The 23,512-nt window shown below is 68.4% G+C and carries 20 protein-coding genes; 15 read left to right on the top strand and 5 right to left on the bottom strand.

The annotated features are described in order from the left end of the window. Positions 1-5: 5 nt before the first annotated feature. The 13 genes from ftsL (at position 6) to lpxC (ending at position 15,662) form a co-directional block, all read left to right on the top strand. A complete protein-coding gene (ftsL, locus tag ACVCL9_RS10660; protein ID WP_395121244.1) occupies positions 6-266 on the top strand; it encodes a cell division protein FtsL in 261 nt (86 codons plus the stop codon). Further along, on the top strand, positions 266-2,080 hold the full coding sequence (locus tag ACVCL9_RS10655; RefSeq protein WP_395120103.1) for a peptidoglycan D,D-transpeptidase FtsI family protein: 1,815 nt from the start codon (positions 266-268) through the stop codon (positions 2,078-2,080). Before ftsL ends, ACVCL9_RS10655 begins: the two co-directional genes overlap by 1 nt. Next, positions 2,077-3,582, top strand: coding sequence for a UDP-N-acetylmuramoyl-L-alanyl-D-glutamate--2,6-diaminopimelate ligase (locus ACVCL9_RS10650; RefSeq protein WP_447098153.1), 1,506 nt, complete (start codon positions 2,077-2,079; stop codon positions 3,580-3,582). Before ACVCL9_RS10655 ends, ACVCL9_RS10650 begins: the two co-directional genes overlap by 4 nt. Continuing rightward, entirely contained in the window at positions 3,579-4,961 is a 1,383-nt protein-coding gene (locus tag ACVCL9_RS10645) for a UDP-N-acetylmuramoyl-tripeptide--D-alanyl-D-alanine ligase (protein WP_447098154.1), read from the top strand. Before ACVCL9_RS10650 ends, ACVCL9_RS10645 begins: the two co-directional genes overlap by 4 nt. After that, on the top strand, positions 4,951-6,051 hold the full coding sequence (mraY, locus tag ACVCL9_RS10640; RefSeq protein WP_395120100.1) for a phospho-N-acetylmuramoyl-pentapeptide-transferase: 1,101 nt from the start codon (positions 4,951-4,953) through the stop codon (positions 6,049-6,051). The genes ACVCL9_RS10645 and mraY overlap by 11 nt, the downstream gene beginning before the upstream one ends. A 129-nt stretch (positions 6,052-6,180) precedes the next feature. Next, entirely contained in the window at positions 6,181-7,416 is a 1,236-nt protein-coding gene (gene ftsW, locus ACVCL9_RS10635) for a putative lipid II flippase FtsW (protein WP_395120099.1), read from the top strand. 23 nt (positions 7,417-7,439) lie between these two features. After that, a complete protein-coding gene (gene murG, locus ACVCL9_RS10630) occupies positions 7,440-8,546 on the top strand; it encodes an undecaprenyldiphospho-muramoylpentapeptide beta-N-acetylglucosaminyltransferase (RefSeq protein WP_395121242.1) in 1,107 nt (368 codons plus the stop codon). Further along, positions 8,543-9,982: a UDP-N-acetylmuramate--L-alanine ligase gene (gene murC, locus ACVCL9_RS10625; protein ID WP_395120098.1), complete on the top strand. Its 1,440-nt coding sequence runs from the start codon at positions 8,543-8,545 to the stop codon at positions 9,980-9,982. The genes murG and murC overlap by 4 nt, the downstream gene beginning before the upstream one ends. Next, on the top strand, positions 9,982-11,046 hold the full coding sequence (locus ACVCL9_RS10620) for a D-alanine--D-alanine ligase (RefSeq protein ID WP_447099527.1): 1,065 nt from the start codon (positions 9,982-9,984) through the stop codon (positions 11,044-11,046). Before murC ends, ACVCL9_RS10620 begins: the two co-directional genes overlap by 1 nt. Next, positions 11,043-11,777 (top strand): cell division protein FtsQ/DivIB, encoded by a 735-nt coding sequence (locus ACVCL9_RS10615; protein ID WP_395120097.1) that lies wholly within the window; start codon positions 11,043-11,045, stop codon positions 11,775-11,777. Before ACVCL9_RS10620 ends, ACVCL9_RS10615 begins: the two co-directional genes overlap by 4 nt. A 10-nt stretch (positions 11,778-11,787) precedes the next feature. After that, positions 11,788-13,020 carry a cell division protein FtsA gene (gene ftsA / locus ACVCL9_RS10610; RefSeq protein ID WP_447098155.1) on the top strand — a complete coding sequence of 411 codons (1,233 nt, stop codon included), beginning with the start codon at positions 11,788-11,790 and terminating at the stop codon, positions 13,018-13,020. A 123-nt stretch (positions 13,021-13,143) separates the two neighbouring features. Then, positions 13,144-14,322 carry a cell division protein FtsZ gene (gene ftsZ / locus ACVCL9_RS10605; protein ID WP_447098156.1) on the top strand — a complete coding sequence of 393 codons (1,179 nt, stop codon included), beginning with the start codon at positions 13,144-13,146 and terminating at the stop codon, positions 14,320-14,322. Positions 14,323-14,747: 425 nt separating this feature from the next. Then, entirely contained in the window at positions 14,748-15,662 is a 915-nt protein-coding gene (gene lpxC / locus ACVCL9_RS10600) for a UDP-3-O-acyl-N-acetylglucosamine deacetylase (RefSeq protein WP_395120094.1), read from the top strand. A gap of 216 nt (positions 15,663-15,878) precedes the next feature. Here the strand turns inward: lpxC and ACVCL9_RS10595 are convergent, their stop codons facing one another. Continuing rightward, entirely contained in the window at positions 15,879-16,361 is a 483-nt protein-coding gene (locus tag ACVCL9_RS10595) for a DciA family protein (RefSeq protein WP_447098157.1), read from the bottom strand. Between the two features lie 27 nt (positions 16,362-16,388). Here ACVCL9_RS10595 and ACVCL9_RS10590 point away from each other — a divergent pair, with 27 nt between their 5' ends. Both ACVCL9_RS10590 and secA read left to right on the top strand, forming a co-directional pair. Further along, complete coding sequence (locus ACVCL9_RS10590) at positions 16,389-17,318, top strand: peptidoglycan DD-metalloendopeptidase family protein (RefSeq protein WP_447098158.1); 930 nt, start codon at positions 16,389-16,391, stop codon at positions 17,316-17,318. Between the two features lie 182 nt (positions 17,319-17,500). Next, positions 17,501-20,233 (top strand): preprotein translocase subunit SecA, encoded by a 2,733-nt coding sequence (gene secA / locus ACVCL9_RS10585; RefSeq protein WP_447098159.1) that lies wholly within the window; start codon positions 17,501-17,503, stop codon positions 20,231-20,233. A 96-nt stretch (positions 20,234-20,329) separates the two neighbouring features. Here the strand turns inward: secA and ACVCL9_RS10580 are convergent, their stop codons facing one another. The 4 genes from ACVCL9_RS10580 to pdxA all read right to left on the bottom strand — a co-directional run bounded on the left by ACVCL9_RS10580 (position 20,330) and on the right by pdxA (position 23,512). Continuing rightward, positions 20,330-21,181: a symmetrical bis(5'-nucleosyl)-tetraphosphatase gene (locus ACVCL9_RS10580; RefSeq protein ID WP_447098160.1), complete on the bottom strand. Its 852-nt coding sequence runs from the start codon at positions 21,179-21,181 to the stop codon at positions 20,330-20,332. Positions 21,182-21,196: 15 nt separating this feature from the next. Next, positions 21,197-21,580, bottom strand: a complete 384-nt coding sequence (gene apaG, locus ACVCL9_RS10575; RefSeq protein ID WP_395120089.1) for a Co2+/Mg2+ efflux protein ApaG — start codon at positions 21,578-21,580, stop codon at positions 21,197-21,199. Positions 21,581-21,633: 53 nt separating this feature from the next. Then, positions 21,634-22,425, bottom strand: a complete 792-nt coding sequence (rsmA, locus tag ACVCL9_RS10570) for a 16S rRNA (adenine(1518)-N(6)/adenine(1519)-N(6))-dimethyltransferase RsmA (protein WP_447098161.1) — start codon at positions 22,423-22,425, stop codon at positions 21,634-21,636. An 88-nt stretch (positions 22,426-22,513) separates the two neighbouring features. Further along, positions 22,514-23,512: a 4-hydroxythreonine-4-phosphate dehydrogenase PdxA gene (gene pdxA / locus ACVCL9_RS10565; RefSeq protein ID WP_447098162.1), complete on the bottom strand. Its 999-nt coding sequence runs from the start codon at positions 23,510-23,512 to the stop codon at positions 22,514-22,516.

The raw sequence follows: 23,512 nt of genomic DNA, 5'->3' as shown, positions 1-23,512 counted from the left end.
AGCTGATCAGCACCGTGATCTGCGCACTCCTGCTGGTGGCCGCGGTGGCCAGCGCGCTGGGCGTGGTGTGGACGCGCCACGAAAGCCGCGTGCTGTTCGTGCAACTGACCCAGCTGCAGAACCAGCGCGACGACCTCAACATCGAATACGGCCGCCTGGAACTGGAGCAGGCCACCTACGCCGAGCCGCGTCGCATCGACGACGAGGCACGGCAGAAGCTGGGCATGGTCGATCCGCGCCCGCAAGACATCCGGTTGCTGCGCTGATGGACATGCGCAAACACGCCAAGCCAGCCGCACGCGGTCGCCGCCAGGCGAGCGGCCCCAGCGCGCGCCGGCGCATGTATCTGGTCGCCGGCCTGCTCGGGCTTACCGCCACCGGCCTGGTCGCGCGAGCGTTCGACCTGCAGGTGGTACGCAAGCAGTTCTACCAGCGCCAGGGCGACGCGCGCTTCCTGCGCGAGATGCCGATCCCGGTCTCGCGCGGCACCATCTTCGACCGCAATGGCGAGCCGCTGGCGGTGTCGACGCCGGTGACCTCGATCTGGGCCAATCCCTCCGAGGTGCTGGACAACGACCAGCGCATCCCGGATCTGGCGCGCGCGCTGGGCGTGAATGCGGACGAGCTGAAGAGCCGCCTGGCCCAGCGCTCGGACCGCGAGTTCGTCTATCTGCGTCGCCAGATGTCGCCCGAAGCCGCGCAGGCGGTACTGGACCTGGGCATCCCCGGCATCAACGGCCAGCGCGAGTTCAAGCGCTTCTACCCATCCGGCGGGGTCACCGCGCACGTGCTGGGTTTCACCAATATCGACGACCACGGCCAGGAGGGGCTGGAGCTGGCCTACGACGACTGGCTCTCGGGCAAGCCCGGCGCCAAGCGGGTGATCCGTGACCGCATGGGCCACGTGGTGGAAGACGTCGAGCAGGTGCGCGCACCCAAGCCGGGACGCAACCTCACCCTCAGCATCGACCGGCGCATCCAGTTCCTGGCCTACAGCGAACTGAAGAGCACCGTGGACAAGTTCCAGGCCGATTCGGCCTCGATGGTGATCCTCGACGTGCATACCGGGGAGGTGTTGGCGATGGTCAACCTGCCCACCTACAACCCCAACGCGCTCGACTCCAGCCGCGCCGGCCAGCGCCGCAACCGCGCGATGACCGACGTGCTCGAACCGGGCTCGACGATCAAGCCGATCCTGATGGCCGCGGCGCTGTCCAGCGGCAAGTTCACCCCCACCAGCCCGATCATCGACACCACCGGCGGACACTGGTTTTTCCAGGGCCACGACATCCACGACACGCACAACTACGGCCTGCTGACGCCGACCGGCGTGATCACCAAGTCCAGCAACGTGGGCGCGGCGCACATCGCGATGGATCTGGACACCACGCTGATGTACGACACCTACCGCGCCTTCGGTTTCGGCAACAGCACCAACAGCGGCTTCCCCGGCGAAGCCTCCGGCTACCTGCGCATCGGCGCCGACTGGCGGCCGCTGGAAAAGGCCATCCTCGGCTACGGCTACGGCCTCAACGTCACCGTGCTGCAGCTGGCCAACGCCTACGCCACCATCGCCGACAACGGCCTGATGCATGGCCCGAGCTTCATCAAGGACGCGGAGACGCCCTCGCGCCAGATCATCTCGCCCGAGGTGGCGCACGAGCTGATCGGGATGATGGAGACCGTGACCGGCCCCGGCAGCACCGCGCCGCAGGCGCGCATCGCCAATTACGCGGTCGCCGGCAAGACCGGCACCGCGCACAAGGCCAACGCCGGCGGCTACGACAAGCACAGCTACACCGCGGCATTCGCCGGCATCGTGCCGGCCACCAACCCGCGCCTGGTCGGCGTGGTGGTGGTCGACAACCCGAGCAAGGGCAGCTACTACGGCGGCATGGTCTCCGCGCCGGTGTTCTCGCGCGTGATGAGCGGTGCGCTGCGCCTGCTCGACGTGCCGCCGGACAACATCGGCCGCTGGTACGTCGGCGGCCCGCTGCAGGGCGCCGGCGGCCTCGCGGGCAGCAAGCCGCCGGTCGAAGCGCCGATCGACGACGCGCCGATCGACGAGGGCACGCCATGAGCACCGGCCACCTCGATCAGCTGCTGCTGGGGATCGCCGATGCGCAGCTGGCGGCAAACCCGGCGGCGGCGCGCATGGTGGTGTCCGGCATGACCCTGGACTCGCGCCAGGTGCGCCGCGGCGATGCGTTCTTCGCGCTGCGCGGCGGCCGCGCGCACGGCATCGCGTTCGCCGCCAACGCGGTGCAGCGTGGTGCCCGCGTGGTGCTGGCCGAAGCCCCGGCCGAGGATGTCGCGGCGCTCGACGTGCCGGTGCTGTGGATCGACGACCTGCATGCGCAGGTGGGCGAGATCGCGGCGCGCTTCCACGACCGGCCCAGCGAGTCGATGCGCGTGGTCGGCGTCACCGGCACCAACGGCAAGACCTCGTGCGTGCAGTTGCTGGCGCAGGCCTGGACGGCGCTCGGCCACCGCGCCGCGACCATCGGCACGCTGGGCGCCGGCGTGCATGGCCAGTTGCTCGAAGGCGAGCGCACCACGCCCGACGCGATCAGCGTGCAGGCGCTGCTGGCGCGCTTCCGCGATGCCGGCGTCAGCCACGTGGCGATGGAAGTGTCCTCGCACGCGCTGGTGCAGGGGCGCGTGGCCGGGGTGGAATTCGAGGCGGCGGCCTTCACCAATCTCACCCGCGACCACCTCGACTATCACGGCTCGATGGAAGCCTACGGCGCGGCCAAGGCCATGCTGTTCGCGATGCCGGGCCTGCGCGTGGCAGCACTCAACAGCGACGACGGCTTCGGCCGCGAACTGGCCGGCACGCTGCCCGACAACCTGCGCGTGCTGCGCTTCAGCGCGGCCGGCGAGAGCGCGGCGGATGTCGCCGCCGAAGACGTGGTGACTTCGGCCAGCGGGCTCAGCTTTCAATTGCGCACGCCGTGGGGCAGCCGCGCACTGCACAGCCACCTGCTCGGCCGCTTCAACGTCGCCAACCTGCTCGCCGTGATCGCCTGCCTTGGCGCACTGGGCGAACCGTTCGAACGCATCGTGCAGGTGGCCGGGCAGTTGCAACCGGTCAATGGCCGGATGAACCGGTTGGGCGGATGGCACGGCCTGCCGCTGGTGGTAGTCGACTATGCGCACACGCCTGATGCGCTGGAGCAGGCGCTGACCGCCCTGCGCGCGCATTGCGCGGGCAAGCTGATCTGCGTGTTCGGTTGCGGCGGCGAACGCGACACCGGCAAGCGCCCGCTGATGGGCGCGATCGCGGCGCGGCTGGCGGACATCGCCATCGTCACCGACGACAACCCGCGTGGCGAGGACGGCGACGCGATCGTGGCGCAAATCGTGGCCGGCATGGCCGACGCAAAGGCGATGGCGGTCCAGCGCGATCGCGCGGTGGCGATTGCCGACGCGCTGGAGCTGGCCCGCGCCGGCGACGTGGTGCTGATTGCCGGCAAGGGCCACGAAACCTACCAGGACGGCGCCACCGGCAAGCATCCGTTCGACGATCTGGCAGTGGCGCGCACCGCGCTGGACCGGCTGGGCCGGGAGTCGCACGCATGATGCGGCTGGGCGCCATCGCGATGTGGCTGCACGGTCGCCTGCTCGACGGCGACGCGACGTTGGAGCAGGCCGAGATCACCGGCGTGGCGATCGACACGCGCAAGCTGCGCCCGGGCGAACTGTTCGCGGCGATCAAGGGCGAGCACGTGGACGGCCACGACTACCTGGACGAAGCGCTGGCCCGCGGCGCGGTGGCGGCGCTGGTGACGCATCCGGTCGACAGCGCGCTGCCGCAGCTGCGCGTCGACGACGTCGAGGTGGCGCTGGGCGACCTGGCCAGCGCGGTGCGCGCGCAACGCGACGTGCGCGTGGTCGGCATCACCGGTTCCAACGGCAAGACCACGGTGAAGACCCTGGTCGCCTCGATCCTGTCGCGCCATGGCCGCACGCACGTCAGCAGCGGCAACTACAACAACGAGCTGGGCCTGCCGCTGAGCCTGCTGGCAATGCCGCGCGACACCGAATACGCGGTGTTCGAGATGGGTGCGGGCAAGCCCGGCGACATCGCCTATCTCGCTGCCATCGCACGGCCAGATATCGGCCTCGTCACGCTCATCGCGCCGGCCCATCTTGAACGCATGGGCAGCATCGAGGGCGTGGCCGAAACCAAGGGCGCGCTGTACCAGGCCTTGCCGGCCGACGGCATTGCCATCATCAACGCGGACGACAGCTTTGCCAGCTTCTTCGGCGGGCTCGCCGGTGCGCGCAAGACGCTGCGTTTCGGCCTGGAGCAACCGGCCGACGTGCGCGCCGGTGCGATCGAACTGCGCGCCGACGGTTCGCGCTTCATGCTGCACACGCCGGCGGGCGAGGCCGAGGTGAATTTGCCGCTGCCCGGTCGCCACAACGTGGCCAACGCACTGGCCGCCACTGCGGTGGCGCTGGCGTTGCAGGTGCCGCTGGAAACCATCGTTGCCGGGCTGGAGCAGGTTTCCGGCGTGGCCGGTCGCCTGCGCCGCCTGGTTGCCGTCGGCGGCTGGATGGTCATCGACGACAGCTACAACGCCAACCCCGGTTCCATGGCGGCTGCCATCGACACGCTGCTGCTGGCCGGCGGCGAGCGCTGGCTGGTGCTGGGCGACATGGCCGAGCTGGGCGCGGACGCGCGTGCGCTGCATGCGGGCATCGGTGAGCGGGCGCGCGAGCGCGGCGTCGATCGCCTGTTCGCGGTCGGTCCGCTGGGCGCGGCCACGGTGGAGGCGTTCGGCGCCGGCGGCGAGCATTTTTCCGACAAGCCGGCCCTGATCGACGCGCTGCGCGCGCAGCTGCATGCGGGCGTCACCTGCCTGGTCAAGGGTTCGCGTTCGGCCGGCATGGAACAGGTGGTGGCCGCGCTCATTGCCGCGCCCGCCCACGGAGGTGCGAACGATGCTGCTTGAGCTGGCCGACTGGATGGCGCGGCATTTCACCGCCCTGCATCTGTTCCAGTACATCACCTTCCGCGCCATCATGGCTGCGCTCACCGCGCTGTCGCTGTCGCTGCTGTGCGGGCCGTGGCTGATCAACCGCCTGGCCGCGCTGAAGGCCGGCCAGGTGGTGCGCAGCGACGGTCCGCAGACGCACCTGGTCAAGGCCGGCACGCCGACCATGGGCGGCGTGATGATCCTGCTCTCGGTCACCGTGGCCACCCTGCTGTGGGCCGACGTGCACAACCGTTACGTATGGGTGGTGCTCGGCGTGCTGCTGAGCTTCGGCGCGATCGGTTTCTACGACGACTACCGCAAGCTGGTGCTGAAGGACAGCCGCGGTCTGGCCAGCCGCTGGAAATATTTCTGGCAGTCGGTGTTCGGGCTCGGCGCGGCGCTGTTCCTGTTCTACACCGCGCCGCACGCCGTGCATGGCGCCACTGTGGCGGAGACCGCGCTGTACGTGCCGCTGTTCAAGCACGTGGTGGTGCCGCTGGGGCTGTTCTTCGTGGTGATCACCTACTTCATGATCGTGGGCTTCTCCAACGCGGTGAACCTCACCGACGGGCTGGATGGGCTGGCGATCATGCCGACGGTGCTGGTCTCTGGCGCGCTGGGCGTGTTCGCCTACGTGGCCGGCAACCGGGTGTTCTCCGAGTACCTCGGCGTGCCGGCGATTCCCGGCGCGGGCGAGCTGGCGATCGTCACCGGCGCGCTGGCCGGGGCGGGGCTGGGCTTCCTGTGGTTCAACACCTATCCGGCGCAGGTGTTCATGGGCGACGTGGGCGCGCTGGCGATCGGCGCGGCACTGGGTTGCATCGCGGTGATCGTGCGTCAGGAGATCGTGCTGCTGGTGATGGGCGGCGTGTTCGTGATGGAAACCGCCTCGGTGATGATCCAGGTGGCCAGCTTCAGGCTCACCGGCAAGCGGGTGTTCCGCATGGCGCCGGTGCACCACCACTTCGAACTGAAGGGCTGGCCCGAGCCGCGCGTGATCGTGCGCTTCTGGATCATCTCCGTCGTCCTCGTGCTGGTCGGTCTTGCCACGTTGAAGGTGCGCTGATGAAAGCCGGGAATAGGGAATCGGGAATAGGGAATGGGAAAGAGCGCGCAGTGCGTCGCGACCGTGCGCCCGCATGCTCTTCCCATTCCCTATTCCCTATTTCCTATTCCCTCGCAGCGGAGCAAGCAAATGTTTGACGCCGCCTCCCAGGCTCGTCGTCGCAATGGCCCGCGGGGGCATTTCGACCCGTGGCTGCTGGTTGCGCTGGTGGGGCTGGCCAGCATCGGGGTGGTGATGGTGGCGTCCAGTTCGATCGCGGTGGCGGACAGCCAGGAGCTGGGTGCGTTCTATTTCCTGCGCCGGCACCTGGTGTTCCTCGGGATCGGCATGGTCGCGGCCGGGTTGGCCATGCGCACGGAGCTGCGGCTGCTGGAGAAGTACGCGTTTCCGCTGCTGGCCCTGGCGTTCCTGCTGCTGCTGGCGGTGTTCGTGCCGCACCTGGGCATGCGCATCAACGGCGCGCGGCGCTGGCTCAACCTGCTGGTGACCACGTTCCAGCCGGTGGAGGCGGTGAAGCTGATCCTGGTGATCTACATCGCCAGCTATCTGGTACGCCACCGCGACAGCGTGGAGAACCGTTTCCTCGGCCTGATCAAGCCGATCGCCGTGGCCGGCATCATCGTGCTGCTGCTGCTGGTGCAGCCGGATTTCGGCTCGGCCACGCTGGTGATCGCGGTGACCATCGCGATGGTCTGGCTGGGCGGGGCGCGGCCGATCTTCCTGTTCCTGATGGGCTTGCCGCTGATGCCGCTGCTGTACATCGCGGCGACCGGCGAGAGCTACCGCATGAAGCGGCTGACCTCGTTCCTCGACCCATGGAAGGACCCGTTCAACGACGGCTTCCAGCTGACCCAGTCGCTGATGGCGATCGGCCGCGGCGAGTGGGACGGCGTGGGCCTGGGGTCCAGCGTGCTGAAACTCTCCTACCTGCCCGAGGCGCACACCGATTTCATCTTCGCGGTGATCGGCGAGGAGCTGGGGCTGGCCGGCGTGGTGCTGGTGATCGGCCTGTTCGCGCTGGCCGTGTGGCGCGGCCTGCAGGTGGGCCTGAAGGGTGTCGACGTGGGCCAGCGCTTCGCCGGCTACGTGGCGTTCGGCGTGTCGCTGATGCTGGCGATGCAGGCGATCGTGTCGGTGGGCGTGAACCTCGGCGCCTTGCCGACCAAGGGCCTGACCCTGCCACTGATCAGCTACGGCGGCTCCTCGATGGTGCTCACCTGTGCCATGGCCGGCGTGCTGCTGCGCGCCACCTTCGAGATCAACCGCGCGCTGGACGCCCGCCAGATGGCCACGCGCATGCCGGCAGCCGTGACCGTGGCCGACGCGAATGCCGCGGTGACGCCGCGCGAGGCGGAGGCCGCATGAACGCCGCGACGCGGGAATCGGGAATGGGCGAAGACCGGCGCGGGGCGCGGCCTGCTTTTGCCGATCCGCGACCGGTGCTCATCATGGCCGGCGGCACCGGTGGACACATCTTCCCGGGACTGGCGGTGGCCGAATGCCTGCGCGGGCAAGGTGTGCCGGTGGCGTGGCTGGGGGCGGTCGGCGGGATGGAGACGCGGGTGGTGCCGGCGCACGGGATCGAGTTGCACACGGTGGCGGTGGGCGGTTTGCGCGGAAAGGGCTGGAAGACCCGGCTGCTGGCGCCGCTGATGCTGCTGCGCGCGCTTCTTGCCTCGCTGGCGTTGCTGCGGCGGCTGCGTCCGCGCAGCGTGCTGTCGATGGGTGGCTACGTGGCCGGCCCCGGCGGTCTCGCCGCGTGGCTGCTGCGGCGGCCGCTGCTGGTGCATGAACAGAATCGCGTGGCCGGTTTCACCAACCGCAAGCTGGCCGCATTGGCGCGCCGCGTGCTGGCCGGCTTCGACGGCGTGCTGCCGCAGGCGCAGTGGGTCGGCAATCCGGTGCGTGCGGTGATCGGCGCGCTGCCGCCGCCGGCGCAACGCATGGCCGATCGCCCGGGTGCGCCACGCCTGCTGGTGCTGGGCGGCAGCCTTGGGGCGCGTGCGCTGAATCTCGCGGTGCCGCAGGCGCTGGCCCGACTCGAACCCGGGCAGCGTCCCGAGGTGTTGCACCAGTGCGGCAGTCGTGGCCTCGACGAGGCACGCGCGGCGTATGCGCAGGCCGGCGTGGAAGCGCGCGTGGTGGCCTTCATCGACGACATGGCCGATGCCTACGGCTGGGCGGACCTGGCGGTCTGCCGTGCTGGTGCGCTGACCCTGGCCGAACTTTCCGCCGCCGGGCTCGGCGCCTTGCTGGTGCCGTTTCCGTACGCGGTGGACGACCACCAGACGCGCAACGCGGAGGTGCTTGCGGCGGTCGGCGCCGCCGAGATCATGCAGGAGAATGCACTGGACAACCAACAACTGGCGCAGCGGTTGGCTGCGCTGCTCGGCGATCGAACCGCCCTGCTGGCCATGGCCGAAGCGGCACGCACGCTGGCCAAGCCCGACGCGGCGCAGGTGATCGCGCGCGCCTGCACGGAGGTGGCTGCATGAGCCGGCTCTCCGCCCAGCAGGACCCGATGAGCACGTTTCGCCGGGTGCATTTCATCGGCATCGGCGGCGTGGGCATGAGCGGCATCGCCGAGGTGCTGCACAACCTGGGCTACGCGGTGTCCGGTTCCGACCGTGCCGGCTCACCCACGGTGCAGCGGCTGCAGCGGCTGGGCCTCACCGTGCACGTGGGCCACGCCGCGGAGAACGTCGCCGGCGCCGACGTGGTGGTCACCTCCAGCGCGATCAAGGCGGACAACCCGGAGCTGGCTGCTGCTCTCGCGGCGCGCATCCCGGTGATCCCGCGTGCGGAAATGCTGGGCGAGCTGATGCGTTTTCGCCGCGGCATCGCGATCGCCGGCACGCACGGCAAGACCACCACCACCAGCCTCACCGCCAGCGTCCTGGCCGAGGCCGGTTACGACCCGACCTTCGTGATCGGCGGCCAGCTCAATGCGGCCGGCGCCAACGCGCGGCTCGGCACCGGCCAGTACCTGGTGGCCGAAGCGGACGAGTCGGACGGCTCGTTCCTGCTGTTGTCGCCGGTGATCGCCGCGATCACCAACATCGACGCCGACCACCTGGAGAACTACCACGGCGACTTCGCCGAGGTGAAGAAGGCGTTCGCCGATTTCCTGCACCGGCTGCCGTTCTACGGCCTGGCGGTGCTGTGCGTGGACGACCCGGAAGTGGCCGCGCTGGCCAAGGCCACCAATCGCCGGGTGATCCGTTACGGCATCGACAGCGCGGACGCCGACGTGCGCGCGCTGAACCTGCGCCAGCAGGGTTTCGAGATGCATTTCGAACTGCAGTTGCCCGATGGCGCGGCGGCCGTGCCGGTCACGCTGAACCTGCCCGGGCGGCACAACGTCCTCAACGCGCTGGCCGCCGCCACGATCGGCTGGCAGCTCGGTGTCGAGGTGGCGGCGATCGCCGCCGCACTGAAGGGTTTCCAGGGCGTGGGCCGGCGCTTCCATCGGCGCGGCGAGCTCGCCATCGATGGCGGCCGCGTGCTGCTGGTCGACGACTACGGCCACCACCCGCGCGAGATTGCGGCGGTGTTCGCGGCGGTGCGCGGCGGCTGGCCGGAGCGGCGCCTGGTAGTGGCCTTCCAGCCGCACCGCTACAGCCGCACGCGCGACCTGCTGGACGATTTTGCCAACGTGCTGGCCGACGCCGACGTGCTGGTGCTGACCGATGTGTACCCGGCCGGCGAGGCGCCGATCGCCGGCGCCGACGGCCGCGCGCTGGCGCGTGCCGTGCGTGCGCGCGGCAAGGTCGACCCGGTGCTGGTCGAGCATCCGCGCGAGTTCCGCACCAGCCTGCCCAGCCTGCTGCACGACGGCGACCTGTTGCTGCTGCTCGGCGCCGGCGACATCGGCGCGGCGGCGGTCGAGCTGGCGAACGCCGGCCAACTCAAGACGAAGGGGGCCGCATGATGGCCGCAATCACGAATCCGGGCACCTCCCGCATCACCGATCCCGCGCAGTTCGGCCGTGTGGCGGTGGTCATGGGCGGCAGCTCGGCCGAGCGCGAGGTGTCGCTGGATTCCGGCCGCAACGTGCTGGTCGCACTGCGCGCGCGCGGCGTCGACGCGCATGCGATCGACGGTATCCCGGCCCTGCTCGACGCGCTGCGCGCGGGCCACTTCGCGCGTGTGTTCAACATCCTGCACGGCCAGCACGGCGGTGGCGAGGATGGCGTGCTGCAAGGTGCGCTGGAATCGCTGCACGTGCCGTACACCGGTTCGGGCGTGCTCGGTTCGGCGTTGTCGATGGACAAGACCCGCTCCAAGCGCGTGTGGCAATCGCTGGGCCTGTCCACGCCGACCTTCGCCGCGCTGCCGCGTGGCGCGGACGTGCTCGCCGCGGCGCGGCGGATCGGCTATCCGCTGATCGTCAAGCCCGCATGCGAAGGCTCCAGCGTCGGCGTGACCCGGGTGTTCGCCGAGCAGGACCTGGCCGCGGCGGTCGAATTGGCCGAGCGCTATCCGGGCGATCTGCTGATGGAAACCCTGATCGAGGGCGACGAACTCACCGTCGCCATTCTCGGCCGCCAGGTGCTGCCGAGCATCCATATCGTGCCCAAGGGAGCGTTCTACGACTACAACGCCAAGTACGTGGCCGAGGACACCCAGTACATCTGCCCCGGTGCCGAAGGTGCCGCGGCGGACGAACTGGCGGTGCTGTCGCTGGCTGCGTTCGACGCGCTGGGTTGCGCCGGCTGGGGCCGCGTCGACGTGATGCGCGACCGCAACGGCCGTCCCTGGCTGCTGGAGGTCAACACCGCCCCCGGCATGACCTCGCACTCGCTGGTGCCCAAGGCCGCCGCCGCCGCCGGCATCGACTACCAGGAACTGTGCTGGCGTGTGCTGGAAACAAGCTTCCAGCGGGAATGGGGAATAGGGAATAGGGAATCGGAACATCAAACAGCAGACGCCGGCTCTGCCTATTCCCCATTCCCTATTCCCTATTCCCGCGACTCCGAAGGAGACGCAAAGTGAAAGGCCCCATCCGCCTCGCTGCCTGGTGCCTGGCGATCGCGCTCGTCGCGTTGCCGGTCGTCGGGTTGCTGCGCGGGTGGTTTGCCGCCGATCGCTGGCCGGTGACCCAGCTGACCGTGCAGGCGGAGTTCAAGCACGTCACTGCTGCCGAGATCCGCACGGCGGTGCTGCCGCGACTGGGCAAGGGTTTCTTCGCGCTGGATCTCGATGCGGTGCAGAAGGCTGTCGCCGCGTTGCCGTGGGTGGAGTCGGTGGAGGCGCGCAAGCGCTGGCCCGATACCTTGCAACTGCGCATCTACGAGCGCCAGCCGTTCGCGCGCTGGAATGACAGGCAGCTGATCAGCCGCCAGGGCCGCGTGTTCGACGCCCCCGGCGTAGATCAGTTGACCGCCTTGCCCGGCCTGAGTGGTCCGGATGCGCGGCTGGCCGAGGTGGTGAGCTTCTACGCCGATGTCAGCAAGGCGTTTGCCGGCACCCACCTGCGCATCAATGGCGTGGCGCTGACCGAACGCGGCAGCTGGAGCGTCACCACTGGCAGCGGCGCGCGCATCGTGATCGGCGACCGCGAGCAGGCCGGCCGCCGGCTGCATCGTTTCCTCGACGTCTACCCGCAGCTGATCGCCGGCCATGCCGACGGCTTCGTTTACGCCGATCTTCGCTACACCAACGGCTTTGCCGTGCGCTGGCCCGACGCGGCCGGCGCCCCGGCTGGAGGTTCACCCCGCTCATGACTGTCTCGCCATGAAAACGCGCAATGAAAAGCAGCTGGTCGTCGGCCTGGACATCGGCACCTCCAAGGTGGTGGCGATCGTCGGCGAGTACGAACCGGGCGAGCCGATCACCGTGATCGGCATCGGCACCCACGTCTCGCGCGGCATGAAGCGTGGCTCGGTGGTCGACATCGAATCGACCGTGCACTCGATCCAGCGCGCGGTGGAGGAGGCCGAGCTGATGGCCGGTTGCGACATCCGATCGGTCTACGCCTCGATCTCCGGCAGCCACCTGGAAACGCGCAACTCGCACGGCAACGCGGCGATCCGCGAGCGCGAGGTCACCGCCGCCGACCTGGAACAGGTGCTAGAGGCCGCCAGCGCGGTGGCGATCCCGGCCGATCGCAAGGTGCTCTACAAGGAGTCGCAGGAATACCGCATCGACGGCCAGGACGGCATCCGCCGCCCGGTCGGCATGAGCGGCGTGCGACTGGAGGCCAACGTGCACCTGGTCACCGGCGCTGCCGCCGCGGTGCAGAACATCTCCAAGTGCATCCAGCGCTGCGGACTCACCGTCGATGAGCTGGTTCCTTCCGCGCTGGCCAGCGCCAAGGCGGTGCTGACCGACGACGAGCGCGAGCTCGGCGTGTGCCTGGTCGACATCGGCGCGGGCACCACCGACATTGCGATCTACACCCAGGGTTCGATTCGCCACACCGCGTCGCTGCCGGTCGGCGGCGACCAGGTCACCAGCGACATCGCCTACGGCGTGCACACGCCTACCGCGCACGCGGAGGAGATCAAGATCAAGTACGCCTGCGCGCTGACCGGGCTGGCGCATGCGGAGGAAACCATCCAGGTGCCCAGCGTCGGCGATCGTCCACCGCGCCGGCTGGCGCGGCAGTCGCTGGCGCAGAGCGTGCAGGCGCGCTACGAGGAAATCTTCGAGATGGTGCAGGACCAGTTGCGCCGCTCCGGCTACGAGAGCCTGGTCGCCGCCGGCGTGGTGCTTACCGGCGGCGCCTCGAAGATGGAAGGCGCGCTGGAGCTGGCCGAGGAGATCTTCCACAAGATGGTGCGCATCGGCCTGCCGCAGCAAGTCGAGGGTCTCGGCGAGGTGGTTTCCAGTCCGTTGCATGCCACTGGCGTAGGTCTGCTGCTGCATGGCGCGCGCGCCGGCGGCGCGCGGGTCGGCGGACCGGTGGGCAGCAGCATGGGCGGGATGGTCGACAAGCTGCGCGGCTGGCTCACGCGGAATTTCTAGCAATGCGGTTTCGGGCGGCGCAGGAGCTGCCGCCCCGGGTGGAAGGAAATCCACCCACCACCACGGGCCGACAGGAGTCGCTCCCCGCGGTTAAAACGACAACAACTCTACGGAGGACGGGAAATGTTTGAACTGATCGATAAACTTGCACCCAATGCAGTCATCAAGGTGATCGGCGTGGGCGGCGGCGGTGGCAACGCCGTGGCGCACATGCTCAACGCCAACATCGAAGGCGTCGAGTTCGTCGTCGCCAATACCGATGCCCAGGCGATGACCAACTGCGGCTCGCGCACCCACCTGCAACTCGGCGGCAACGTGACCAAGGGTCTCGGCGCCGGCGCGAATCCCGAGGTCGGCCGGCAGGCCGCGCTGGAGGACCGCGAACGGATCGAGGCGATGCTCGAAGGCGCCGACATGGTGTTCATCACCGCCGGCATGGGCGGCGGCACCGGCACCGGCGCGGCGCCGGTGGTGGCGCAGCTGGCCAAGGAGAAGGGCATCCTGACGGTCGCGGTCGTCACCAAGCCGTTCCCGTTCGAGGGCCGCCGGCGCATGCAGGTCGCCCTGAAGGGCATCGAGGACCTGTCGCAGCACGTCGACTCGCTGATCACCGTGCCGAACGAGAAGCTGCTCAGCGTGCTCGGCCGCGAGGTCACCCTGCTCAACGCGTTCAAGGCCGCCAACGACGTGCTGCAGGGCGCCGTGCAGGGCATCGCCGACCTGATCACCGCCCCTGGCCTGATCAACGTCGACTTCGCCGACGTGCGCACCGTGATGTCGGAGATGGGCCTGGCCATGATGGGCTCGGGCACCGCCCGCGGTGACGATCGCGCCCAGGCGGCGGCCGAGGCGGCGATCAAGAACCCGCTGCTGGAGGACGTCAACCTGAACGGCGCCTGCGGCATCCTGGTCAACGTCACCGCCGGTCCGAACCTCACCATGCGCGAGTTCGACGAGATCGGCCGCATCATCCACGACTTCGCCAGCGAAGACGCCACCGTGGTGATCGGCACCTCGCTGGACCCGGACATGAAGGACGACGTGCGCGTGACCGTGGTGGCCACCGGCCTCAACCGCGCCAATGCCTCGCGCAGCCAGCCGCCGATCCGCATGGTCGAAACCCAGCAGATGCAGATGCGTCCGCGCCCGGTGGTGCTGCGCACCGGCACCGGCAACGAGGTGGTGGACTATGCCCAGCCGGAGGTGCAGGCTCGGACCGAGTCCAGCGCAGCGGCCAAGCATGGCGATGCCGGCCTCGATTACCTGGACATCCCGGCATTCCTGCGCCGGCAGGCTGATTGAGGAGCATTGCGGAGCATGTCGATGCGTTGAACGATCGCCCGCCGGGTCGGTCAGTCACTCCATTGCCTCACGAATGGCTGCCTTGCGGCAGGCCGTTTGCAAGGTCCGCGATGGCGCGACGATGGCTGCGGCGACGGCGGTTGGTTGGCACCCGATGCCGTGCGCCGGGATGGGCGCGCGGGGCAGGGCCGCGGATTTGTCGCCGCGGTGCCGAAGCGATGTCCCGGGCCGGATTCCCGTCCCAGGCCCGGGCTTCGCTCCTTATCTTTCGGCGCTGGCGGGCGCCAAATGTGCGCCAGTTCCCAAGGATGAAAGAAAGATGAAGGCTTAACCAGACTGTACGGTGCGGTTTGCTTTTATCCCAGGTTAAAACTGTGTTAGCATCCGCTCCTGATTGGCTGCTGCCTCCACGGGTCCCAACAATAATGATCAAGCAGCGTACGCTTAAAAACATCATCCGGGCGACCGGTGTCGGCTTGCACACGGGCGACAAGGTCTACATGACCTTGCGTCCCGCCGCGCCGAACACGGGCATCGTTTTCCGTCGGACGGATCTCGATCCGCCGGTGGACATCCGCGCACGCCAGGACAACGTCGGCGACACACGCCTGTCCACCACGCTCATGAATGGTGAAGTGCGCGTGGCCACCGTCGAACACCTGTTGTCGGCGATGGCCGGGCTCGGCATCGACAACGCCTACGTCGACCTGTCGGCGCCGGAAGTGCCGATCATGGATGGCAGTGCGGGACCGTTCGTGTTCCTGCTGCAGTCCGCCGGCATCGAGGAGCAGCCGGTGGCCAAGCGCTTCATCCGCATCAAGAAGCCGATCAAGGTGCAGGAAGGCGACAAGTGGGCCAGCTTCGAGCCGTTCGAAGGCTTCAAGGTGGGCTTCTCGATCGACTTCAACCACCCGATCATCTCCAAGCGCACCTCGCGCGCCGAGATCGACTTCTCCACCACCTCTTTCGTCAAGGAAGTCAGCCGCGCGCGCACCTTCGGTTTCATGCGTGACATCGAGATGCTGCGCGAGCACAACCTGGCGCTGGGCGGCTCGATGGACAACGCCGTGGTGCTCGACGACTACCGCGTGCTCAACGAGGACGGCCTGCGTTACGAGGACGAGTTCGTCAAGCACAAGATCCTGGACGCCATCGGCGACCTGTACCTGCTCGGCCACAGCCTGATCGGCGCCTATCACGCGCACAAGTCGGGCCACGAGTTGAACAACAAGCTGCTGCGCGCCCTGATCGCCGATGCCTCGGCGTGGGAAGAGGTCAGCTACCACGAGGATCCGGCGGTGTCGCCGATCTCCTACGCCCACCCGGCCCAGGCGATCTGACACCCGAAACCACGCCGGCCTGTTCCGGCACTGCCCACCCGAATGGCCGGATCGCAAGATCCGGCCATTTTTGTTGACCGCGACACACTCGCCGCGCGGGTTGGGTCACAGCCCGGCGAGGGCTGGACTTTTCATTAACTCTTCACGTGGTATAAACGCAGCTCTCGCGGGTTCGGCCGCGGCGGCAAGACGCGGCGCGTCTCGCAGGAACGCCCTTCAGTACGAGGGTTTCTCGGGGGAATCAGCGGTTTCGGCGAAGGACGCCAGCTGAAGGAACAGATCCCGCCATTCGGGGTCTGTGGACGAGGCAGCGGCAGCCCTGAGGTGGGCGGCCGCGGCTGGCGAAAGCGGTTTTGACTGCTCCGGCACGGTAACGGCCGGTGGTTGGGGAGCCACTTTCACGGTGACTGAACTGGCGCAGGCGCCGACGGCGCTTGCGGAGGCAAGGATCTGTGCCTGCATCAAGCGCAGGCGTGACGCCCAGGCCGGTGAAGACGCCAGGAAGACGAGGCGGTTGTTGCGCAGATTGGCGAATCTGACCTGTTCGCGCAGCGGCGATGGCAACGTCTGGCGCAGTGCGCGGTCCAGCGCTTCCAGCGCGTCGGCCTTTCGGGCCAGCGACGCGAAGGAGCCGCAATCGGCAAGGGATTTCGGTCCGTTGTCGCGGCGACGGGAAGTGGCGGGTTCCGCGCGGTGCATGGTGCCGACATTCGATTTTGGAAAGACATGCAGATCATACTCGTCTCACGTGCCCGCAAGCTGCCTAAAACCCTGGATCTGGCCAGCCGGCGGGTGCGCTGGAAGCTGTTCTCGATGTTGTCGCTGGGCGTGTTGGGCTGCCTGGCCCTGGGCGGCGCGCTGACCCTCGCCATCGCCAGCCCGCGCGACCGCGCGCTGAGCCAGATCCACGACCTGCAGCAGCAGATCCGCCGGCAGAACGCCGAACTCGGCGGCGTGCGCGCGGATGCGCAGCGCAGCCTGGACGCCCTGGCGCTCAAGCTGGGCCAGCTGCAGGCGCAGTCGACCCGCCTGAACGCGCTCGGTGAGCGCCTGGTGCAGGTGGGCAAGCTCGACAGCGGCGAGTTCAACTTCGACCAGCCGCCCGCCGTCGGTGGTGTCGAGGACACCAGCAGCACCGGTTACGCCATGCCGCCCTCGCTGGAGGTCGGCATCGACCGCCTCACCGGCCAGTTCAACGTCCAGCAGGCGCAGTTGTCGGCGCTGCAGAGCCTGTTGCTCGATGCCCGCATCGAGTCGAACCTGAAGCCCACCGGCATGCCCGTGCATGGCTACATCTCATCCTATTTCGGCGTGCGTCCCGACCCGTTCGACGGCCAGTCGGCGCGGCACACCGGCATCGACATCGCCACGCCGTTCGGCACGCCGGTGCATGCCGTGGCCGAAGGCATGGTGACCTTCGCCGGCGTGCGTCGCGGCTACGGCAACGTGGTCGAGATCGACCACGGCAACGGCTACATGACCCGCTACGCCCACAACAGCAAGCTGGACGTGCATCCCGGCCAGCATGTGCAGGTCGGCGACGTGATCGCGCAGGCCGGCTCCACCGGCCGCTCCACCGGCTCGCACGTGCATTTCGAGGTCTGGTACCACGATCGCGTGGTCAACCCGCTGGCGTTCGTGCGCAGCCACCGCTAGGGATGCCCTGATCCCTTGAATCCGGTCCCGGCAGCCGCCAGTTCCTGACGGTTCGCCGGCGTTCCCGCGCGGCGCGGGCACCTCCATCCCGCCAGAGCGGGTGAGCCGTACCGGGCATGTAGTAACATGCCCGATTGGCTCGCGCGTGCAGCGGGCGTCTTGTTCCCCCAACCGGAAAATCGATGTTCAATCGTGCCCTGACGAGTCTGTTTGGCAGCCGCAACGAGCGTGTGCTGCGTCAGCTTTCACGTACGGTCCATCGCATCAATGCGCTGGAACCGGAGATGGAGAAACTGGACGATGCCGCGTTGCGCGGCAAGACTGCCGAGTTCAAGCAGCGTTACGCCGCCGGCGAATCACTGGACAAGCTGCTGCCGGAAGCCTTCGCGGTGGCCCGCGAGGCCTCGCGCCGCACCCTGGGCATGCGTCCGTACGACGTGCAGTTGATCGGTGGCATGGTGCTGCACCAGGGCAAGATCGCCGAGATGCGCACTGGCGAAGGCAAGACCCTGGTGGCGACGCTGCCGGTATACCTCAACGCGATCGCGGGCAAAGGCGTGCACGTGGTCACCGTCAACGACTACCTGGCGCGGCGCGACTCGGCGCAGATGAGCAAGCTGTACAACTTCCTCGACCTGACCGTCGACGTGGTGTACCCGGGCATGGACCACGCCGACAAGCACGCGGCGTATGCGGCCGACATCACTTACGGCACCAACAACGAGTTCGGCTTCGACTACCTGCGCGACAACATGGCGCTCAGCAAGGAGCAGCGCTACCAGCGCGGCCTGCATTACGCCATCGTTGACGAGGTCGACTCGATCCTGATCGACGAGGCGCGCACGCCCCTGATCATCTCCGGCCCGGCGGAGGATTCCCCGCAGTTGTACATCGCCGTCAACAAGATCGTGCCGCGGATGATCCGCCAGGCCGAGGAAGACAGCGAGGGCGACTACTGGGTCGACGAGAAGCAGAAGCAGGTGCATCTGTCCGAGGCCGGCATGCAGCACGCGGACGAGCTGCTGCGCGAGGCCGGCGTGATCGACCAGGACAGCGGCCTGTACGACTCCAAGAATCTCGCGGTGGTTCATCATCTCAACGCCGCCCTGCGCGCCAACGGCATCTATCAGCGCGACGTCGACTACATCGTGCGCGATGGCGAAGTGATCATCGTCGACGAGTTCACTGGCCGTACCCTGGCCGGCCGACGCTGGTCCGACGGCCTGCACCAGGCGGTCGAGGCGAAGGAGGGCGTGCCGATCCAGCGCGAGAACCAGACGCTGGCCACGGTGACGTTCCAGAACCTGTTCCGCATGTACAAGAAGCTGGCCGGCATGACCGGCACGGCCGATACCGAGGCGTTCGAGTTCCAGAGCATCTACGGCCTGGAGGTGGTGGTGATCCCCACCCACAAGCCGATGATCCGCAAGGACAACCCGGACATGATCTTCCTGTCGCAGACACCGAAGTACAACTCGGTGATCGAGGACATCAAGGACTGCCACAAGCGCGGCCAGCCGGTGCTGGTCGGCACCACCTCGATCGAGGTGTCCGAGCTGCTGTCCGGGTTGCTGAAGAAGGCGGGCGTGGCGCACGAGGTGCTCAACGCCAAGCATCACGAGCGCGAGGCGCACATCGTGGCGCAGGCCGGCGCGCCCGGCCAGGTCACCATCGCCACCAACATGGCCGGCCGCGGTACCGACATCGTGCTCGGCGGCAGTCTCGAGGCCGCGCTGGCCGAACTGCCCGAAGGCGCCAGCGAGGTGGACCGCGCGCGCGTCAAGGCCGAGTGGAAGAAGCGGCACGAGCAGGTGCTGGCCGCCGGCGGCCTGCACATCATCGGCACCGAGCGGCACGAATCGCGGCGCATCGACAACCAGCTGCGCGGCCGCTCCGGCCGCCAGGGCGACCCGGGCTCCTCGCGCTTCTACCTGTCGCTGGAGGACAACCTGCTGCGCATCTTCGGCGGCGAAGGCCTGGTGCGCTGGATGAAGCGCTTCGGCATGAAGGACGACGACGCGCTGGAAGATCGCATGATCAGCCGGCAGATCGAGAAGGCCCAGCGCAAGGTCGAGCAGCACAACTTCGACATCCGCAAGCACCTGCTGGAGTTCGACGACGTCGCCAACGACCAGCGCAAGGTGATCTACACCCAGCGTGACGAATTGCTGGAGGGCGAGGAGGTCGCGGCCACCGTCGCCGACATCCGCGAGGATGTGGTGCAGACCCTGGTTCAGACCTACGTGCCGCCGCAGACCATCGACGAGCAGTGGGATATCGCCGGCCTGGATCGCGAGCTGGAGAGCCAGTTCAACCTGTCGCTCGACCTCAAGCACTGGGTCGAGCAGCAGAGCGAGATCGACGCCGAGATGATCCGCAAGCACGTGGACGAGGCGGTCGCCGAGCTGTTCCACGGCAAGGAGGCGCAGATCGGGGCCGAGACCATGCGCCAGCTCGAAAAGCACGTGATGCTGACCGTGGTCGACAACGCCTGGAAGGACCATCTTTCCAGCATGGATTACCTGCGCCAGGGCATCTCGCTGGTGGGCTACGCGCAGCAGGACCCGAAGCAGGCGTTCAAGCGCGAGGCGTTCAAGCTGTTCTCCGACATGCTGGCGCGGATCAAGTCCGAGGTGGTGCAGATGCTTGCGCGCATCCGCATCCGCAGCGAGGAGGAAGTCGCCGCGATGGAGGCCGAGCAGCAGCGCATGGCCGAGCGCCTGCAGAAGCAGATGCTCGCCACCGGCGGCGGCGCGCCGCCCGATGCGTTCGGCAGTGCCGGCGCGGCCCCGGAAGACGGTGCCCACCTGGCCGCACAACCGGTGCAGCATGCCGGCCCCAAGGTCGGCCGCAACGAGCCATGCCCCTGCGGCTCCGGCAAGAAGTACAAGCATTGTCACGGACAGCTGAGCTGAGACAGAAAGCAGGAGTGAGTGGAGAGGAGTGAGGAGTGAGAGAAAGCTGTCCGGCCCGCTCTCACTCCTCACTCCTCTCCACTCACTCCTCGCCTTTCAGTCCTCGCCGCCTGGCGGCCGCTTGCGATGCGGCTCGGCGTTGACGGTGATGTAGTGCGTCCCCTCGCCGTCCAGTTGCAGTGCGGTGAGCTTGCCGCCCCAGACGCAGCCGGTGTCGATCGCGTGCACGCCCAGTCCGTCGAATCGGCCCAGCGCCGACCAGTGGCCGCAGACGATACGCACGTCGCGTCGACGCATGCCGGGCACGGCAAACCACGGGTACAGGCCGGGCTTCTGCGTGCCGGGGATGCCCTTGGCGTCGAAGTCGATGCGCCCGTTGACGTCGCAGTAGCGCATGCGCGTCATGGTGTTGATGGTGGCGCGGTAACGGTCCTGGCCCTGCAGCCGGCTCGACCACTGCGCGGGACGATTGCCGAACAGGTTGCGCAGCAGGCGCGGGTGGCGCGGACTGGACAGCTCGCGCTCGACCTCCTGGGCGGCACGCAATGCCTGGCGCAGCGTCCACACCGGTGCGAGGCCGGCATGCACCATCGCCCAGTCGAGCTGTTCGTCGTGGTGCATCAGCTTCTGCGAGCGCAGCCATTCGAACAGCACCGGTGCATCGTCGGCAAACAGCACCTCGCGCAGTTCGGGGTTCACCCGCGCCTGCGCCTCCGGCTTGCGCTGCGCGATCGCCAGCAGGCTGAGGTCGTGGTTGCCCAGCGTGACAACGCACGAGTCGCGCAGGTCGTGGATCAGTCGCAGTGTTTCCAGCGACTGCCCGCCGCGGTTGACCAGGTCGCCGCAGAACCACAGCTGGTCACGCGCGGGGTCGAAGCGCAGTTTCTCCAGCAGGCGTTGCAATTCGGGATAGCAGCCCTGCACGTCGCCGATGGCGTACGTAGCCATGTCAGTCCCGGGCCATCAGTGCAGCGTACGCGGGATGGACAGGGTGAAGGTCGGGATCGGCGCCTCGAACTCGGTGCCGTCGTCGGCGAGCATCTGGTAGCTGCCGCCCATGATGCCCACCGGCGTCTCCAGCACCGCGCCGGAGGTGTATTCGAAATCCTCGCCGGGGCGCATCCACGGCTGTTCGCCGACCACGCCGTCGCCGCTCACTTCCTCGACCTTGCCGTTCGCGTCGGTGATCTGCCAGCGCCGCGCGAGCAGGCGCGCCGGCAGCTGGCCGGCGTTGCGCAAGGTGATGGTGTAGGCGAAAACGTAACGGTTGTCCCCGGGCCTGGACTGGTCGGGAACGAAGCGGGTTTGCACCTGCACGTCGATCGTGTAGGGGGATTGTTCGGTCATGCCCGGATTGTAAGGCCTGCGCTCGCCAATGGGGCGGCGCGTGCGCGACGGCTTCACTGCGCCGGCGGAACGACCTTGGCCAGGCGCACGAAATCCGCCGGCGACAGCGTCTCGGCGCGTGCGCGCGGGTCCACGTCGGCGCGCCGGATCGCGTCGCTGTCCATCACCTGCTTGAGTGCGTTGGACAGCGTCTTGCGCCGTTGCGCGAACGCCGCCTTCACCACGGCATAGAGTTGCGGCGGGTCGGCGTCGTGCCGTTGTTCCGGCGACAGCGGCTGCAGTCGCACTACGGCGGAGTCGACCTTCGGCGGCGGCCGGAACGACTCCGGCGGCACGTCGAACAGCGGTTCCACCCGGCACGCCAGCTGCAGCATGACCGACAACCGGCCGTACACTTTGCTGCCCGGTGCGGCAGCCATCCTGTCGACGACTTCCTTCTGCAGCATGAAGTGCATGTCCTCGATCGCCGCCGCGTGCTCGACGCAGTGGAACAGGATCGGGCTGGAGATGTAGTAGGGCAGGTTGCCGGCCAGCCGCAACCGCGGCACGCCGTGACTGTGCGCCATCGCGGTGAAGTCGACCTTCAGCACGTCGGCGTGCAGGACGTGCAGCGCACCGACCGTGGCGGCGCGCGCACGCAGGGCGGGGATCAGGTCCGTGTCCAGCTCGATCGCCGTGAGCTTGCCTGCCGCGCCCAGCAGGGGCAGCGTCAGGGCGCCTTCGCCCGGGCCGATCTCGACCAGGAAATCGTCGTCGCGCGGTGCGATCGCCGCGACGATGCGCTCGATGCATTGGCGGTCGTGCAGGAAGTGCTGGCCGAAGCTTTTCTTGGGGCGTGCGGTCATGGGGCAGAGCGAGCAGTGAGAAATGAGGAGTGAGGAGTGAGTGTGTGGAAGGTCGGGGAGATGAGTGCGCGAGCGGCTCTCTCGCTCCTCACTCCTCTCCACTCACTCCTCGCCTTCGCGCCACCAGCGTCATGGCGAGGTTGGCTGCGGCGATCAGGCTGGACGGATCGGCGCGGCCGGTGCCGGCCAGATCCAGCGCGGTGCCGTGGTCCACCGAGGTGCGGATGAAGGGCAGGCCCAGGGTGACGTTCACGGTGCGATCGAACGCTTCGCTCTTCAGCACCGGCAAGGCCTGGTCGTGGTACATCGCCAGCACCGCGTCGTAATGCGTGCGTTGCGCCGGCACGAAGGCGGTGTCGGCGGGCAGCGGGCCGAGCAGCTGCATGCCCTCGCCGCGCAAGACGTCCAGCACGGGGATCAGCGTATCGATTTCTTCCCGGCCCAGGTGGCCGCCCTCGCCGGCATGCGGATTGAGTCCGAGCACGGCGATGCGTGGCTGGTCGATGCCGAACTTGCCGCGCAGTTCGGCGTCCACGATGCGCAGCACGCGGGTCAGCAATGCGGGCGTGATCGCCGCCGGTACGGCCGACAGCGGCAGGTGGGTGGTGGCCAGCGCCACGCGCAGCTGCGGGCTGGCCAGCATCATCACCACCTCGGCGCCCGCGCGTTCGGCGAAGAATTCGGTGTGTCCGCGGAAGGCGACGCCGGCATCGTTGATCGAGGACTTCTGCAGTGGCGCGGTGACCACCGCGGCATAACGGCCGGCCATGCAGCCGTCGGCGGCCTCGGCCAGGGTGGCCAGCACGTGGCTCGCGTTGCGCGGGTCGGGGTGGCCGGGCACTTCCCTCGTCGCCAGCGGCACGTGACGCACGCGCAGCGCGCCGGCGGCGCGGGAGTCTGCCGGTGCGCCGTCGTCGTCGATCAATTCGAGGTGCATGCCGCAGCGTGTCGCCGCGCGCTCGAGCAGGTGGCGGTCGGTGATCGCGACGAGGCTTGCCGCCAGCGACGTGCCGGCCAGCCGCACCAGCAGCTCCGCACCGACGCCGGCCGGCTCGCCCGCGGTGACGGCCAGCCGGGTGAGCGCCAT

Source organism: Rhodanobacter sp. UC4438_H5 (genome assembly GCF_052978405.1).
Note: the sequence above shows the minus strand (reverse complement) of the source record. Positions and strands in the feature narration are given on the sequence as shown.

Excerpts from the sequence above, each read along its gene's own strand:
- ACVCL9_RS10655 (WP_395120103.1), top strand. The coding sequence starts at position 266 with ATGGACATGCGCAAACACGCCAAGCCAGCCGCACGCGGTCGCCGCCAG.
- ACVCL9_RS10650 (WP_447098153.1), top strand. The coding sequence starts at position 2,077 with ATGAGCACCGGCCACCTCGATCAGCTGCTGCTGGGGATCGCCGATGCG.
- ACVCL9_RS10645 (WP_447098154.1), top strand. The coding sequence starts at position 3,579 with ATGATGCGGCTGGGCGCCATCGCGATGTGGCTGCACGGTCGCCTGCTC.
- mraY (WP_395120100.1), top strand. The coding sequence starts at position 4,951 with ATGCTGCTTGAGCTGGCCGACTGGATGGCGCGGCATTTCACCGCCCTG.
- ftsW (WP_395120099.1), top strand. The coding sequence starts at position 6,181 with ATGTTTGACGCCGCCTCCCAGGCTCGTCGTCGCAATGGCCCGCGGGGG.
- murG (WP_395121242.1), top strand. The coding sequence starts at position 7,440 with ATGGGCGAAGACCGGCGCGGGGCGCGGCCTGCTTTTGCCGATCCGCGA.
- murC (WP_395120098.1), top strand. The coding sequence starts at position 8,543 with ATGAGCCGGCTCTCCGCCCAGCAGGACCCGATGAGCACGTTTCGCCGG.
- ACVCL9_RS10620 (WP_447099527.1), top strand. The coding sequence starts at position 9,982 with ATGGCCGCAATCACGAATCCGGGCACCTCCCGCATCACCGATCCCGCG.
- ftsA (WP_447098155.1), top strand. The coding sequence starts at position 11,788 with ATGAAAACGCGCAATGAAAAGCAGCTGGTCGTCGGCCTGGACATCGGC.
- ftsZ (WP_447098156.1), top strand. The coding sequence starts at position 13,144 with ATGTTTGAACTGATCGATAAACTTGCACCCAATGCAGTCATCAAGGTG.
- lpxC (WP_395120094.1), top strand. The coding sequence starts at position 14,748 with ATGATCAAGCAGCGTACGCTTAAAAACATCATCCGGGCGACCGGTGTC.
- ACVCL9_RS10595 (WP_447098157.1), bottom strand. The coding sequence starts at position 16,361 with ATGCACCGCGCGGAACCCGCCACTTCCCGTCGCCGCGACAACGGACCG.
- ACVCL9_RS10590 (WP_447098158.1), top strand. The coding sequence starts at position 16,389 with ATGCAGATCATACTCGTCTCACGTGCCCGCAAGCTGCCTAAAACCCTG.
- secA (WP_447098159.1), top strand. The coding sequence starts at position 17,501 with ATGTTCAATCGTGCCCTGACGAGTCTGTTTGGCAGCCGCAACGAGCGT.
- ACVCL9_RS10580 (WP_447098160.1), bottom strand. The coding sequence starts at position 21,181 with ATGGCTACGTACGCCATCGGCGACGTGCAGGGCTGCTATCCCGAATTG.
- apaG (WP_395120089.1), bottom strand. The coding sequence starts at position 21,580 with ATGACCGAACAATCCCCCTACACGATCGACGTGCAGGTGCAAACCCGC.
- rsmA (WP_447098161.1), bottom strand. The coding sequence starts at position 22,425 with ATGACCGCACGCCCCAAGAAAAGCTTCGGCCAGCACTTCCTGCACGAC.
- pdxA (WP_447098162.1), bottom strand. The coding sequence starts at position 23,512 with ATGGCGCTCACCCGGCTGGCCGTCACCGCGGGCGAGCCGGCCGGCGTC.